Raw genomic sequence first — 13613 nt, 5'->3', positions numbered from 1 at the left:
GGTCTTATATCTATTTGACCTACCTACTCATAAATCGCGCAAATAATAAAACTTTACTTTAAAATGCCCGTCTACATATTCAGCAACGGCAAATGTTCCGCCCGATCCATCACGCGGTAACGACGGACTACCGGGATTTATAAATAAACAATCCCCCGCATCAAATGAACCGTGATGATGACTGTGACCGGCTATGGCTAGAGTCGCTCCCATGCCGCGCGCTAACGTAATCATTTCTTGTACCCTGTTATACGGTCTGATTCTGTCACCATGCGTCATATAAATATAGGTATCCTCAAAAGGAATCAATTGTTCTCGCGGCTCCAACGGCTGTACTCTATCATTATTGCCACGTACTGCAACGACGGGAACGCGGGTTCGTTCCATCATATACCGTGCATCATCACCGTAGTCACCGGCGTGCAACCACAATCGTAATCCCATAGAACGCGTATGAGCTAACACTTCGTCAATTCGATTTAAATATCCGTGGGTATCGCTGATAATACCGATACGATGCACCACCTCACTCATGTGTCGCATCCTCCGCACGTAGCTTATCCACCAATAGTCGCAGAGCCAATGCCCGATGACTTCGTTTATTCTTTTCTTCCAAAGAAATATCCGCCATCGTCGTACCTAACTCCGGAACATAGAAATACGGATCATAACCAAAGCCGCCTTCGCCGTTAGCTTCCTTTTGGATTAATCCTTCACAGGCACCTTTTGCCGTCATATAACGACCGTCAGGATATACCAAGGCTAACGCACAAATATACTTAGCCTTACTTTTTTCAAAAGGCACATCGGCCAACTCCCGGAGCAGCTTTTCATTGTTTTCCTCATCGGTTGCATTTTCTCCGGCATAGCGCGCCGAGTACACGCCGGGCGCTCCATGTAAAGGTTCCACGGCCAAACCCGAATCATCTGCCAAACAAGGAAGACGACAAAATTCCATATAATAGCGCGCTTTTAATAAGGCATTTTCCATAAAGGTCTTACCCGTCTCTTCCGGTTCATTGACTTGGCATAACTCACCGATACTAACCGCCTCTAAGCCCAGTTCGGACAGTGCAGCTTTAAACTCGCGAATTTTTCCTTGATTATGCGTAGCCAAGACTACTTTATTACATACGGCACCGATTTTGTCAGCCGTTATTCCCAAGGCCTCTTTCTGTGCTTTAAACAGCACCTCTGTTGCCTGTTCAGCCATGTCCATCAATGTATCTAATTCGCTTCGTGTAAATGTGCCGTGCTCGCCCGTCCCCTGTACTTCGATTAGGTTGCCGCGACCGGTGCGCACGACATTCATATCTACAACGGCTTCACTGTCTTCCGCGTAACACAAATCCGTAATCGGTCCTTGCTCTCCGATTCCCACGGATACAGCGGCACAAAAATCTTCTACCGGGAACTTACCGACGCCACCGTAAATGCTATCTACTGCATCAACCAGGGCTACAAACGCACCGGTAATAGCCGCCGTACGCGTACCACCGTCAGCCTGCAATACATCGCAATCCAAGGTAATGGTACGTTCGCCGATTGCCTCCATATCCACGACAGCCCGCAAAGCCCGTCCGATTAAGCGCTGTATTTCAACGGTTCGCCCCGTCTGCCGCCCTTTCGTCGCTTCTCGATTGGTACGAGTAGCCGTTGCCCTTGGTAATAAGGAATACTCCGCAGTAATCCATCCTTTACCTTCCCCCTTCAAAAAGCGAGGGACTTTATTTTCTACCGATGCCGTGCAGAGTACCTTGGTATTACCAAACTCTACCAAGACAGACCCTTCCGCATGCATCGTATAATGTCTCGTTATTTTTACAGGACGCATGTCCGCCTGTGCTCTACCGTCAACGCGCATGTATGTCACTCCTACTATCTTTTCTTATTTCATTCTTATTATACCACAGCTAGATATCTTCCTGTATATCCTTCATCGGGTCTACCACTACATAGCGTGTCGCCTTGCCCTCTTTTTTAGCACGCAACGCTTCATCATAAGCGTCTCTTCGACATATCTCATCTGCTTGCCAAGGAATAAACATCGCATATACGCGCTGACTCCCGAAAGGACCGCTTTGACTGGATGAATATATACTGTGCCACCCTAGGCGCTGCGGATATAGGCGTATCTTCTCTTCCCGATGCTCCGTAATACCCGTTTCATCATAATAGAGATGTCGGGTTTCATGCCAATAATCGCCCATACCTACAAGATAATCCGCCTGCATCTGTCGACGCTGCTGCCATTGGCGTTGCCACTGCTTAATCAAGTCATCAATATATGCCGTTACATCTGCTTTTTGACGATACCGCTGCGCATCGAAAGCCGGTTCCACCACACCGCTGTAATCGAGACCGGCCATAGCTAAAATGATACCGGTATTTACGTAGGGCAACGCTTCCTGTACAGAGTAGCCACCTTCCAGTACGGCAATATCCGCTTGCAATGTATCCGCTAATTTGGCATAGCCTTTCGCTGTTATTTGCATATTGGCCAACGGGTCGCTAAAGTGGTTATCCTGTCCGGCTGAGTTAATCACTAATTCCGGTTCAAAATCTTCCAATATAGGCATGACCAATTCTTCCAATACCTTTTGCAGACCTTCGTCTCCCGTTCCCGGCGGTAGCGGAATATTGACTGTACTGCCGATGGCCTGCGGACCACCGTACTCGCTCATGAATCCTGTTCCCGGGTACAGTGTACGACCATCTTGGTGAAAGGAAATATACAATGTGTCCGGATCGTGATAGAACACATCCTGCGAACCGTCACCATGATGTACATCTGTATCGACGACGGCAATTTTTCGAATACTATAATGACGACGAATATGCGCCAACATAACAGCTTCAATATTGATCGTACAAAATCCGCGTATCCCATGGACCATAGTCATCGCATGATGCCCCGGCGGACGAACCAATGCAAACGCCCTCTTTACCTCACCGCTCATCACTGCTTCGGCTGCGGCAATAGCGCCACCTGCCGATACGCGATGTGCTTCGGTAACCCACGCAGCCAACGATGGGGCACCGACATGCACACGTTCAATGGATCGCCACGAAGCAACCAAAGGATTGTATTCGCGAATAGCCGGATGATCGAGCAGGCCTTCCTCTAATAATTGATCCCTTGTATATAATAATCGCTCCGGTCGTTCCGGATGCGTGGTAGAAATTTTCCAATCAAAGGCGGGAAAAAATACCAATCCCAATGGCACGTTCTCATTCCCGCCGGTTTCTCTTGCCATCATCAATGGATGTCTCTCATTGTCCACTTGATTGCATTGCATATCTTCAGTCTTCGGCTTGTACATGAACCGTCACCCCCGCCTGTAACTGCAAACATACTGTAATACTATAAAATACATCCTGCCAACCTTTCACCACAGGTACTTCTTCTTCATAGGTAATCTCATACGATGTATCTGCGATTCCCAACGTGTTAGCATAAGCCAGTAAATGTTCCACGGCCCGCTGCCGAACCTCTTCTAAATTACGACAACTAGTACGACTTTGTATTCCTAGTTCGGGAATTACCATCGTGTGTGTCTCCGTAGCCACTCGTACGGTAATATCCACAATTTCCTTAGCTACCGCCGCACCTACTGCATTGGCTACCGCTGCCGCTGACGGTATTTGAACCGGAATACCGAGTCCCTCTTCAAGAGCCTTTGCCAAAGAAGGGGCCGTACCGCCGACGGCAATCCCCACTGTCGGCGTAAATGTTTTTGCTTCTACAATATCCTTGACGACATAAATAGGTCGCTTATTTTGTTCGTCCACGGCGGCTATAATTCCGTCTCTTATTGTTTGCACCGCCTGTTTTACAATACGACGTGCGATTGCTTCCGGCGATACGCTATCCGCTTGATGCGACGCATTCCATTCGGCCGCTAACTCGCCTATGGCTGTCTTAGCTGCGGTTACGTCACCGTAACTTGCATAGCCCAACACTATGAGCGCATCCCCCAAAGTAGGAACACTGCCGCCTAACGCCACCGAAGGCCCCAATCGCAACGGGCCCACCGTCAACAAACCGTCTTGGCTAATACGTACCGCCGATTCACCGCCGATACCTACGGAACGCACCATAAAAGAGCGTACCGCACTGGGGTATTCGCGAATGGCCACGCCACCATGTGCCATTAGCGGTCGGCTGTTTTCCCACAAGGAAATATCCGTAGTCGTCCCGCCGATATCAAGAGCAACGGCTTGTTCCTGCGGTATTGTTTCCAACGCTTCCATGCCGAGCACACTGGCTGCCGGCCCGGTAAAAACAGTTTCAACCGGACGCTCTTTCAATTGCATCACCGGTAATGCACCACCATCGGCTTTTAAAATATATAGCGGTGCCGTAATGTCCCTGTCCTTAAGTGCCTGTTGGATACTATCAATAAATTGACCGAACACACCATATACGGCACTATTGAAATACGCACTTACCGTGCGACGCGGAAAATTAAGGCGGCCACTGAGCGATGACGCCTGCGTCACCTGTTCGTAGCCGGCTTCACGTAATACCTTAGCACCGTTCTCTTCACTCTGCGGATTCCTTACCGCAAACTTTGCAGATATAGCAGCCCGTCGAGTACCACACGGATTTTCTATCTTCGGTATCGTCGGTGCCGTCATCACACCGCGGTGATCTGTATAGCCGCTCCAAATAATCGGTGTTACGGGAAACGCATGCAACATATTACGCCCCGGACCGGGAATAATATATAAGTCTGTCGCTTCTTCCTTATGTTCCACCACCGCATTGGTAATGACCGTCGTCGATAAGGTAACGCGTTCTATATGTTCTGTCTTACGTCCCACCATCACTGCATCTAACGCCGCCAGTACTCCGTCCATAAAACGCGGTTTGGTTGTGCGACGTTTAGCGGATGCCACAATCCGTGTGCCTTCCAAAATAACGGCATCTGTAAAGGTACCGCCCACATCTATACCGATTCGTTGTCCTTTCATTGGCGCCTCCTCGTTTCATATACTCTCTTCTTACGCAAAAAGAGGCCATAGGGCCTCTTTTATTTCGCTTGTACGGCAGCAAAGTTTTTAATGACAACAATCGGTGTCATCTGACTATCGTTACCAAACGGATTATCAATCAAAATACGAGCTATCTTCTTCGGATCCATCCCGCGACTATGTCCAAGGACCGCCGAACGTTTTAAATCATTTACGTCGGCTACCACGGCACCATAGCATCCCGTGCGCCGTACAATGCGTTCGGCAACCTGATTCGGTTCCTTTGGTCCGTATACGATATGTTTATCGAACGGAGGCATTGTGCCCGTTACATCATCGGTAAGAGAGGCTTGACGTGCCAACTGATAAAACACACCGTTTTTTCGGAACAGCTTAGCAATAGCACCTATGAAAAAGGCACCCATCACCTTCCACTTACCTTCTAGTTCCATAGCGGCCTGCATGCCATACACGGAGCTCATCGATCCTTCTGCCGGTACAAAACGACATAAGAAACGTGCCTGCCATGTAGGTTTTAATTCTTCCGGTCGCGTAAAGTGCCCCTGCGTAATGGCCACTACCGATTCAGCTACACACACAATATCTTCCGGTCCGATAATATCCTTCGCATAATGAGCAATTGCTTCTACAATATCGTCCTTATCTGTCAGTATACGAGTATGTATCGGTACTAATTCCAAATTTGCCATAATCTTTCCTCCTCTACTGACGCATAGCCTGTGCCAACTCTTCTGCAGTCAACACAATTCGTTGCTTACTAATATGCCAATCACTGCGTCCCACTACCTGGTATACGATGTCAATGCTCATATCCGGGAAGCCTACTACATCCTTGCGAATGTTACCGGTCTTACCTTCCAAGATGACGCGCAAACGAATAGTACCACCTTTACGAGGTTCAATAATAACAGATTCCCAATAACCATCATGACGTTCGCGATTGGCATCCGTCGTCCAAGACACGATAGACACATTGTCAAACTGTTCCTGAGGAAGCAGATGACGCGGATACACATCCATAATCGTCCCGTTCTGCTTTCCGCGATTAACAAAAGGAATATCGCACACTAAGGTAACCGTTTTAAAGGTCAAGTCCTCTACCTGAAACGGTGTACGGCGTTTGGTAATAAGAACAATTCGTTCGTTGCCTTGGCGCCACGCATAAAAGCGAAACGCTAAGTAGAGAGCCGCAATAATTACGACGATAGTTACGACTACATTGATTAAGGTGTAGAAAAACATAGCAACACTTCCTTATAATTTAATACTGCGAATCGTAAAATCCTTCGGAGGAATCAAGCAAGATGCCATCTTCGATGCCAACTCTACATCCTTCGTAAAACATAAATCCATTTTGCCTGTTGTATGCTTAGGGTTTAACAACTGCTGTTCCGTTAGCACACGTTTTACTTCCGTTGCCGTTTCATAGGACGGATCCACGTACACTACATCATTACCGGTAATGCGCTCCAGCAATCGTTTAATAAACGGGAAATGAGTACAGCCTAGTACAATCGTATCCGCACCGGCCTCCAAAATAGGTTGAATATACTCTTCAGCCTTCGCCCGCGCTATGTCGTCCGTCAAATGCCCCTCTTCAATAATATGCGCTAAATCAGGGCAGGATTGTTCCCATACCGACACATTCGGATTAAACTTCAGCGCTGATTCCTTGTGCTTATGACTATCAATAGTCGCCTTGGTAGCCATAATAGCAATGGACTTGCGAGGGCTGATATCAATTGCCGTATGTACGCCCTTGCAAACACCTACAATCGGATACGACAATTGGCGACGCAATTCATCCAACGCGACAACTGTAAACGTATTACAAGCCACCACGGCTAGCTTAACCGGTACCTGTTCCAGAAAACGACCAATCCGAACGGCAATATCGGTGATTTCTTCATTAGGTTTATTGCCCACCGGATTATTGGCGTTATCTCCTACATATACAAAATCTTCATGGGGAAATACGGTACGCATAACAGTCATCACCGTAAGTCCGCCTACACCGGAGTCAAACACGCCGATAGGCAAACGGCTTCTCTCAATCTGTTTCTCCTTGTTCATGGGCCTCCTCCTTCTTCGCTGCCTTAGCTACCATGGCCTTGTAGAACACGTCCGGCAACCGTATGATTTTGCCTGTTTCCTTATCGGTAAATACGTTCTGCGTTTCCCCCGTAGCGATAAGTGCGCCGTCTGCTTCACGTACCAGTCGATAAGTAAACACACATTGTGCCCGCGTTAGCTTTGCTACCGTCACTTCCACCGTAATTATATCATCAAAGCGGGCCGGTTCCTTATATTCACAGCTGACTTTTGTAATAGGAAATACGATTCCCTCATTCATCATGTCCCAGAGACTAATGCCGCAACTGCGGAAGAATTCAACACGCCCCATTTCAAACCAACGCAAATGGTTCGTATGATGAGCTACCTCCATCATATCCGTCTCATAAAACCGAACTTGTAACGATGTGGTAAACATACTGCCTGCCTTTCTTCATCTTCTCTAAAACACAAATAATTCAACGTTCATTTTACTGCACTCTATATAGACTGTCAATAAAGCAGTCCATATCTCGGCATACCGACAAAAGAAATGCTGAAGCAACTCCAGAGAATTACTTCAGCATATGTACCGTCTATATTACAGCGTATCCTCGCCGAACGGCATATATTTTTTAGCCTGTTCGTGATGCGATGCTTTGATATAACGACTGGCCGCCTTAAATGCCAAAGCGATAACCGCCGCATCATCAACCCAACCCAAACCGGGAATTCGATCGGGAATCCCGTCAACGGGTAAAATCAAATAGCCCAATGCGCCGGCAATAATAGCTTTTACATATTTCGGGGTATCCTGATCCTTAAAGCAGAAAAACAATACCATCGCCTTGCGAAGGAACACTACATTTTTCCCCATCTTACCCACAAAATCTAAAAACTTGGCCGACGAAAAAAACTTTACATACTTAACCAGTTTTAACGGATTCATTTGCGTCAACTCCTATTCCGCGTCCACTCACTGCTTATTCAGTCTTCCTTTTTAAGGCCCACTTTACCGGCTGCATCAAACACTACGGACTTGGCCGCCGTTATGGAGGACACGGTAGCGCTGTTTACAAAATAAGCGGCGGATTCGGAAATAGATAAAAGCAACGCACCGATACCGCGCAATGCATGCTTTGTATTGCCAAAAGCGGTGGCCGAGTCACCAAGCTGAGATATCAGCGCAGCCAAACCGGAACGTCCGCCGAACAAGCCTGCTACAGCACCGATAGTACTGCCTACCATATCCGTCAAGGAATTCACATTTAACCCTAAGAATTCATCACTTTTCACACCGGCTTCGCCGAGCATATCCCGCTGTTCGTCACCTAACGGCGTATCCTTCATCGGATTCGACATCAACGATTCCACAGTCGTTTTAATATGATCAAAAATCTGTGCCAATCTATCTTGGTATTCAGAAAAATCAGCCGGCATCGGCATACCGTCGCCAATCCACTTTTCCGCCACCTTGCCAATCGCATAGGACATACATACCGCTACAGGAATTTTTACCTTCGGATTTTTCAACAGCGACGTTAACAGCGCTGTTACTACGCTCCCGCCTAAGGCACCTAAAAACCCTACAATAGCGCCGGAGGTCAGAGAATGACCATAGGCCTGTGCAATACGCGTTACCATGTACGTATCATTAGCAATTAATGCGGTTGTACTGAACTTAGGTGCCATAGCTAATACGCCGGCTCTGGCGGCTGCCCAACGGCAAATGCTTTCTACTTCTTTATTTCTTTCTTCTGCCGTCATGGCCGTTTCTTCCATCATCATGCCTTTCATTTCTTCCATCTGCATCTTCTCCTCCGACACTTGTACCTATCTTCACATTGTTGTTGCAGTGTGTATATATATCTATTGTAGTACGCCTACTGCAATTTGTCTACATTATCAAGTCGATTACCAACTCGTCAATCCACCATCAATGGTCCACGCCGCACCGGTAACAAACGACGCCTTTTCGCTAAGCAGGAAAGCAATCACCTCACCGATTTCATGAGGCTTAGCAATACGCCCCAGCGGATAGTGCATGGCCATCTCTTCCATCGCCTCCTCAAAAGGCTGTTCACTGTGTGCCAACTGCTTTGCCACCAATGATGTTTCCACATCACCGGGGCATACACAATTGACGCGCACACTATGCGGTGCCATTTCCAAGGCCAACGACTTCGTAAAACTTACAATGGCCCCCTTCGAAGCACCGTATACCGAACAAGCAACATTCCCCTGCAAGCCGGCATCACTGGATATAGTAACAATACTGCCGTGATTGCGCCGTAAATACGGGGCTGCCGCTTGGCATAAAAACACCGTCCCCTTTACATTGGTACCAATCATTTCATCAAAAGCCTGTTCCGTTACATTGTCCAATAATTCTTCTTCATAAAATCCGGCAGCCGTTACCAACGCACTTACCGTACCGAACAAGCGAACGGTTTCTTCCACGATGCGCCGACAGTTCATGACCTTACTTACATCGCCTTGCACGAATCGTACGCGCGATGATAAACGACGAAGCTTAACCACCGCTTCTTGGCCGTCGCGCTCATTGCGTCCGTTAATCGCTACGCTCCAGCCTTCCTTGAGCAGTAGCTGCGCCGTTGCAAAGCCGATGCCCGATGTGCCGCCGCTGATTAAAGCAACTTGGTTATCACTCATACTTGGCATGCGTATCCTTCCCATCATCCTACAAAATAATCATACATCAACTTAGCCAGCATCGATACCGTCATGACGATAAACACCAGGCGCACAAAACCGGTTCCCTTCCGAATCGCCATTCGGGACCCTATAGTAGCACCTATGATTTGTCCAACCGCCGCCGACAAACCATATACATAATTGACATGATCCATGGCGATAAAAATAAGGAGAGACCCTAGATTACTGGCAAAGTTTAACACCTTTGCATTCCCCGATGCCAATAAAAAATCAAAACCGGCAAAAATGAATCCGAAAATCAAAAACGTACCTGTACCGGGACCAATGAAACCATCATAAAAACCAATGCTTAGTGCCATCATTACCAATAACACAAACCGTCGTCCCGTTGCCTTCGTATACGTACTTACCTCGCCCCAGTCCTTTTTGAATAAGACAAAAAGGAGTACCGCAATAAGCAGAAAAATAATAATCGGTTTAAGGTATAGCGGTGGAATACTAATAACCAGTATTGTACCGGCTATGGATCCGACAAAGGTAAACGGTAGCAACCGCTTTACTAACCCTATATCTGCTTTCTTTTGTCGAATAAAATTAATCATAGCCGAAAAGGCTCCAAACACACTGGCTAACTTATTACTGCCCAAGGCCACGCCGGGTGGCAAATTCGTAAGCAGCATCGCCGGTACCGAAATCAATCCGCCTCCACCGACAATAGAATCTACAAATCCAGCAATAGCACCGGCTAAAAATAATAGCAACGGCACTACCAATACCGAATCCAAGACCATCCATTCAAACATGTACTCTCTCCTCTACACGTATAAACTATCTCGCCTCGCTATTCATACTACAGTGTAAGTACTCTCTAATAGCTAACCCCACACCGGTTATAATCTATTGATCCTTCATTCTGGCCAAGACGGTCTTATATCCATCGGCGCCATAAACAAGGCATCGCTTTACACGACTAATGGTAGCCGTACTGGCCCCGGTAGTTTCCACAATCGTGTCATAGCTTTCGCCATCCTCTAACATGCGTGCTACCTGCAAACGTTGTGATAACGCTTTCAATTCGTTAACGGTGCAAATATCTTCAAAAAATTCATAGCACTCTTCCAGACTTTTCAAAGTCAGTACAGCTCGAAACAGCTGATCATTCATCGGATTACGCAATTTTTCATTTACGCTCATAACTGCCTCCCATGTAACACTACATACAGTTTCTTCCATTATATTACACAGCGTATAAAAACAAAAGACTTTCACACAAAAAAGTGTAAAAGCCTTTCATTAAAGCCATCAACACAGAGCATGTAGTATCACATGCCATCTACATGTTACAGCCGTTATATTTCATCTATATTCAATGCTTTTAAATACTCTTTGAAGCCATCGGCTACGATAGGATTACGCAATGCATATTCCACGGTAGCTTTAAGATATCCCAAACGGTCGCCGATGTCATAGCGAACACCATCATACGCCAATGCATATACCGGTGTTTCTAAGCTGGCCAATGCATCGGTTAACTGTATCTCATTCCCTGCCCCTTGCGGTGTTTTTTCCAATAAATCGAAAATTTCCGGCGGCAAAATGTAACGTCCCAATACAGCTAAATTAGACGGGGCCATATTACGGCTCGGTTTTTCTACCAATCCTTCCACACGATACAAATTTTCCTCTATAGGTGTCCCGGATACAATACCGTAGGAGCTTACCTTTTCTTCCGGTACAAATTGAGCACCTAAAATCGTACCGCCATGCATATTATAGCAATCAATCAACTGCTTTAAGCAAGGATATTCCGGATTGTATACTACGTCATCACCGAGCAAAACCGCAAACGGTTCATCACCGATAAATGCCTTGGCACACAGCACTGCATCACCTAGCCCGCGCGGTGCCTTTTGGCGAATAAAATGAACCCGTACGTCCGCTAATTCACGAACCATGTCCAGCTGTTTTTTCTTGCCCTGCTGCTGCAACAGCTGTTCCAATTCTACACTGGTGTCAAAATGATCTTCAATAGCCCGTTTATTGCGACCGGTAATAATAAGAATTTCTTCGATTCCCGAATCCAATGCTTCCTGTACAATATATTGAATTGTCGGCGTGTCGACAATCGGTAACATTTCTTTCGGCTGTGCCTTGGTAGCCGGTAAAAAACGTGTACCAAATCCGGCTGCCGGGATAACCGCTTTACGAATTCGTTTCATACGTGTCTCCCCAAACCTTTCCTGCAAAATTATTATTTACTCATCAACGTATAGTAATCGAATATACGGTAGTCTTCAATCTTGCCCTATAACCGCGTGGATCTAGAAGTCTTTAGCTACCACCATATATTTCCATTCCTTCTGCTTCGACTGATATGTAAGCCAGCCTTCAAAGGAATGCATATCGCGATACCATGTGTAGTCTACATACCGCAATTCACCGGACTGTACATCGCGCTGCGTCGAAACCGTAAAGGAATCAAGTCGCGACAAGCGTACGGTAAAACCCAAAACGGCATTTCGATGTACATCAATCGTATCAAACGGATACGGCGAATCTTTAAATTGCGGCATATTGTATTGTTTGTAACCGCCGAAGAATGTAAGCCAATCCGTTACGCGTTGACTGGCCGATACACCCCAATACGGTGCATTACGAGTGTAGTCATTATAACCATAATGGTCTTTCTGATACCCTCCATAAACACGTACATCCATATCCTTCCAAGGATGCCATGTATCATGACTCACTTCTGCATACAATTTGCGGTGAGTACCCTTGATATAATCTTCTTTCCAGTAGCCGATGCTGGCACCACCGCGGATAGTAAACGGCGTATCGCCGATATGGTACACATGGGTATCCACGGACAATTCCGGTCTCTTTTCTACCCATACCTGCTGTGCATTCAAGGTAGCCGACTCTCGACTATAGGCCAATTGAGCCGTCCCCCAAGGCAGGAAGTGACGATAACCGATACTCGGCTTAAAGCCTCCCTTGGTATACCATTCGTAGCGGAAAAAGGCTTCGTCCGTCGCCCCAATAGGATATTCAATATTACCTTTAAAACCAAATCCATCGGTACTGTCGTACATAGGACGGGGAATCAACGAAAAGATATTCACCTTACTCTTGCGGTCACCGCGCAGTGACACCACATAGCGCGACCGACTGAGAACCTCACCGTTTTTGATAAACAGACGGGCATTGTGAATGATAGCCTTATCGCCGGGATACACTTCAATAAGAGAGCCTTCCATTCGATAATCAGGTACGCCCTTATAGGCCATAGCATGCTTAGTCGTTACCCAACCGTTTTTAATAATTGCCATGTCACCGTCAAAGGTAACATGCTCGCCTTTGATAAAATACGGCGCCGTAAAGCCCATCACATTAGGAGCACTACCTGCATTTGTTCCGGTATTGAAGGATAAATTTTCACCGGTCAAATCCTTAGTAGCCCCTTTATCTTCTAAATAGTGAAAGGGTCCGTCCGTCGTATAATCCTGCGTCTTTACATTGCCTACAATGCGATCGCTGTGAATCTCGCGATTGCCTTGCACCATGTCAACCTTGCCCACGGCAATCACATTGCCGCTTGTATCCCCATAGTACATGCTATCCGCATCTACCTTAATCGGCTGTTCCGATGTGCTCAGTACCGTCTCGGTCGGATTACCCCGCCGCACTACGCGAATCAGCGCACCATCCGCACCCTCCTGTGCTGCCAGCGCTTCCGGGCGTACTTCACCGGTTATCTCCGTCGCATCTTCATACACCAGGCCGTTACTGTCAGCTGCCTGCACGGCAGGAACCAAGGCTCCCGTTATCAGCCCGGCTAACATCGCATACCGCCACTTTTTACCTATCATTTGTGTCTCTTCTCT

15 protein-coding genes and 1 pseudogene are annotated in these 13613 nt (G+C 47.0%); all 16 read right to left on the bottom strand.

The genetic code is table 11. From position 1 onward, the window contains the following. Positions 1–27: 27 nt before the first annotated feature. Complete coding sequence (locus G344_RS0105170; protein ID WP_028255276.1) at positions 28–522, bottom strand: YfcE family phosphodiesterase; 495 nt, start codon at positions 520–522, stop codon at positions 28–30. A 4-nt stretch (positions 523–526) separates the two neighbouring features. Further along, on the bottom strand, positions 527–1144 hold the full coding sequence (locus G344_RS12130) for an XTP/dITP diphosphatase (protein WP_244869497.1): 618 nt from the start codon (positions 1142–1144) through the stop codon (positions 527–529). 30 nt (positions 1145–1174) lie between these two features. Next, positions 1175–1864: pseudogene (gene rph, locus G344_RS12125) on the bottom strand (ribonuclease PH); the annotation flags it as partial. A gap of 49 nt (positions 1865–1913) precedes the next feature. Continuing rightward, complete coding sequence (locus tag G344_RS0105160; protein ID WP_083963072.1) at positions 1914–3260, bottom strand: histone deacetylase family protein; 1347 nt, start codon at positions 3258–3260, stop codon at positions 1914–1916. Positions 3261–3303: 43 nt separating this feature from the next. After that, positions 3304–4977, bottom strand: coding sequence for a hydantoinase/oxoprolinase family protein (locus tag G344_RS0105155; protein WP_028255273.1), 1674 nt, complete (start codon positions 4975–4977; stop codon positions 3304–3306). 59 nt (positions 4978–5036) lie between these two features. Beyond that, on the bottom strand, positions 5037–5687 hold the full coding sequence (locus tag G344_RS0105150; protein WP_028255272.1) for a coenzyme F420-0:L-glutamate ligase: 651 nt from the start codon (positions 5685–5687) through the stop codon (positions 5037–5039). Positions 5688–5700: 13 nt separating this feature from the next. Next, positions 5701–6240: a hypothetical protein gene (locus G344_RS0105145; RefSeq protein WP_028255271.1), complete on the bottom strand. Its 540-nt coding sequence runs from the start codon at positions 6238–6240 to the stop codon at positions 5701–5703. A 12-nt stretch (positions 6241–6252) separates the two neighbouring features. After that, complete coding sequence (gene murI, locus G344_RS0105140) at positions 6253–7071, bottom strand: glutamate racemase (RefSeq protein WP_051245771.1); 819 nt, start codon at positions 7069–7071, stop codon at positions 6253–6255. Continuing rightward, a complete protein-coding gene (locus G344_RS0105135; protein WP_028255269.1) occupies positions 7049–7489 on the bottom strand; it encodes an acyl-CoA thioesterase in 441 nt (146 codons plus the stop codon). The genes murI and G344_RS0105135 overlap by 23 nt, the downstream gene beginning before the upstream one ends. 162 nt (positions 7490–7651) lie before the next feature. Continuing rightward, positions 7652–7999 carry a YkvA family protein gene (locus G344_RS0105130; protein WP_028255268.1) on the bottom strand — a complete coding sequence of 116 codons (348 nt, stop codon included), beginning with the start codon at positions 7997–7999 and terminating at the stop codon, positions 7652–7654. Positions 8000–8037: 38 nt separating this feature from the next. Then, on the bottom strand, positions 8038–8856 hold the full coding sequence (locus tag G344_RS11460; protein WP_051245768.1) for a hypothetical protein: 819 nt from the start codon (positions 8854–8856) through the stop codon (positions 8038–8040). 108 nt (positions 8857–8964) lie between these two features. Continuing rightward, positions 8965–9732 carry an SDR family NAD(P)-dependent oxidoreductase gene (locus G344_RS0105120; protein ID WP_028255267.1) on the bottom strand — a complete coding sequence of 256 codons (768 nt, stop codon included), beginning with the start codon at positions 9730–9732 and terminating at the stop codon, positions 8965–8967. Between the two features lie 14 nt (positions 9733–9746). Further along, a complete protein-coding gene (locus G344_RS0105115; RefSeq protein ID WP_051245766.1) occupies positions 9747–10529 on the bottom strand; it encodes a TSUP family transporter in 783 nt (260 codons plus the stop codon). A gap of 94 nt (positions 10530–10623) precedes the next feature. Continuing rightward, positions 10624–10920, bottom strand: coding sequence for a YerC/YecD family TrpR-related protein (locus G344_RS0105110; RefSeq protein WP_028255265.1), 297 nt, complete (start codon positions 10918–10920; stop codon positions 10624–10626). Between the two features lie 155 nt (positions 10921–11075). Continuing rightward, positions 11076–11945 (bottom strand): UTP--glucose-1-phosphate uridylyltransferase GalU, encoded by an 870-nt coding sequence (galU, locus tag G344_RS0105105; RefSeq protein ID WP_028255264.1) that lies wholly within the window; start codon positions 11943–11945, stop codon positions 11076–11078. Positions 11946–12047: 102 nt separating this feature from the next. After that, entirely contained in the window at positions 12048–13598 is a 1551-nt protein-coding gene (locus G344_RS0105100; RefSeq protein WP_051245764.1) for an LptA/OstA family protein, read from the bottom strand. Positions 13599–13613: the final 15 nt, after the last annotated feature.

This window comes from Veillonella magna DSM 19857 (assembly GCF_000428745.1).
Classification (GTDB): Bacteria; Bacillota; Negativicutes; order Veillonellales; family Veillonellaceae; genus Veillonella_A; species Veillonella_A magna.
This window is presented reverse-complemented; position numbering and strand designations above follow the sequence as displayed.

Excerpts from the sequence above, each read along its gene's own strand:
- G344_RS0105145 (WP_028255271.1), bottom strand. The coding sequence starts at position 6,240 with ATGTTTTTCTACACCTTAATCAATGTAGTCGTAACTATCGTCGTAATT.
- murI (WP_051245771.1), bottom strand. The coding sequence starts at position 7,071 with ATGAACAAGGAGAAACAGATTGAGAGAAGCCGTTTGCCTATCGGCGTG.
- G344_RS0105110 (WP_028255265.1), bottom strand. The coding sequence starts at position 10,920 with ATGAGCGTAAATGAAAAATTGCGTAATCCGATGAATGATCAGCTGTTT.
- G344_RS0105160 (WP_083963072.1), bottom strand. The coding sequence starts at position 3,260 with ATGATGGCAAGAGAAACCGGCGGGAATGAGAACGTGCCATTGGGATTG.
- G344_RS0105100 (WP_051245764.1), bottom strand. The coding sequence starts at position 13,598 with ATGATAGGTAAAAAGTGGCGGTATGCGATGTTAGCCGGGCTGATAACG.
- G344_RS11460 (WP_051245768.1), bottom strand. The coding sequence starts at position 8,856 with ATGGAAGAAATGAAAGGCATGATGATGGAAGAAACGGCCATGACGGCA.
- G344_RS0105150 (WP_028255272.1), bottom strand. The coding sequence starts at position 5,687 with ATGGCAAATTTGGAATTAGTACCGATACATACTCGTATACTGACAGAT.
- G344_RS0105135 (WP_028255269.1), bottom strand. The coding sequence starts at position 7,489 with ATGTTTACCACATCGTTACAAGTTCGGTTTTATGAGACGGATATGATG.
- G344_RS0105115 (WP_051245766.1), bottom strand. The coding sequence starts at position 10,529 with ATGTTTGAATGGATGGTCTTGGATTCGGTATTGGTAGTGCCGTTGCTA.
- G344_RS0105130 (WP_028255268.1), bottom strand. The coding sequence starts at position 7,999 with ATGAATCCGTTAAAACTGGTTAAGTATGTAAAGTTTTTTTCGTCGGCC.
- G344_RS0105120 (WP_028255267.1), bottom strand. The coding sequence starts at position 9,732 with ATGCCAAGTATGAGTGATAACCAAGTTGCTTTAATCAGCGGCGGCACA.
- galU (WP_028255264.1), bottom strand. The coding sequence starts at position 11,945 with ATGAAACGAATTCGTAAAGCGGTTATCCCGGCAGCCGGATTTGGTACA.
- G344_RS0105155 (WP_028255273.1), bottom strand. The coding sequence starts at position 4,977 with ATGAAAGGACAACGAATCGGTATAGATGTGGGCGGTACCTTTACAGAT.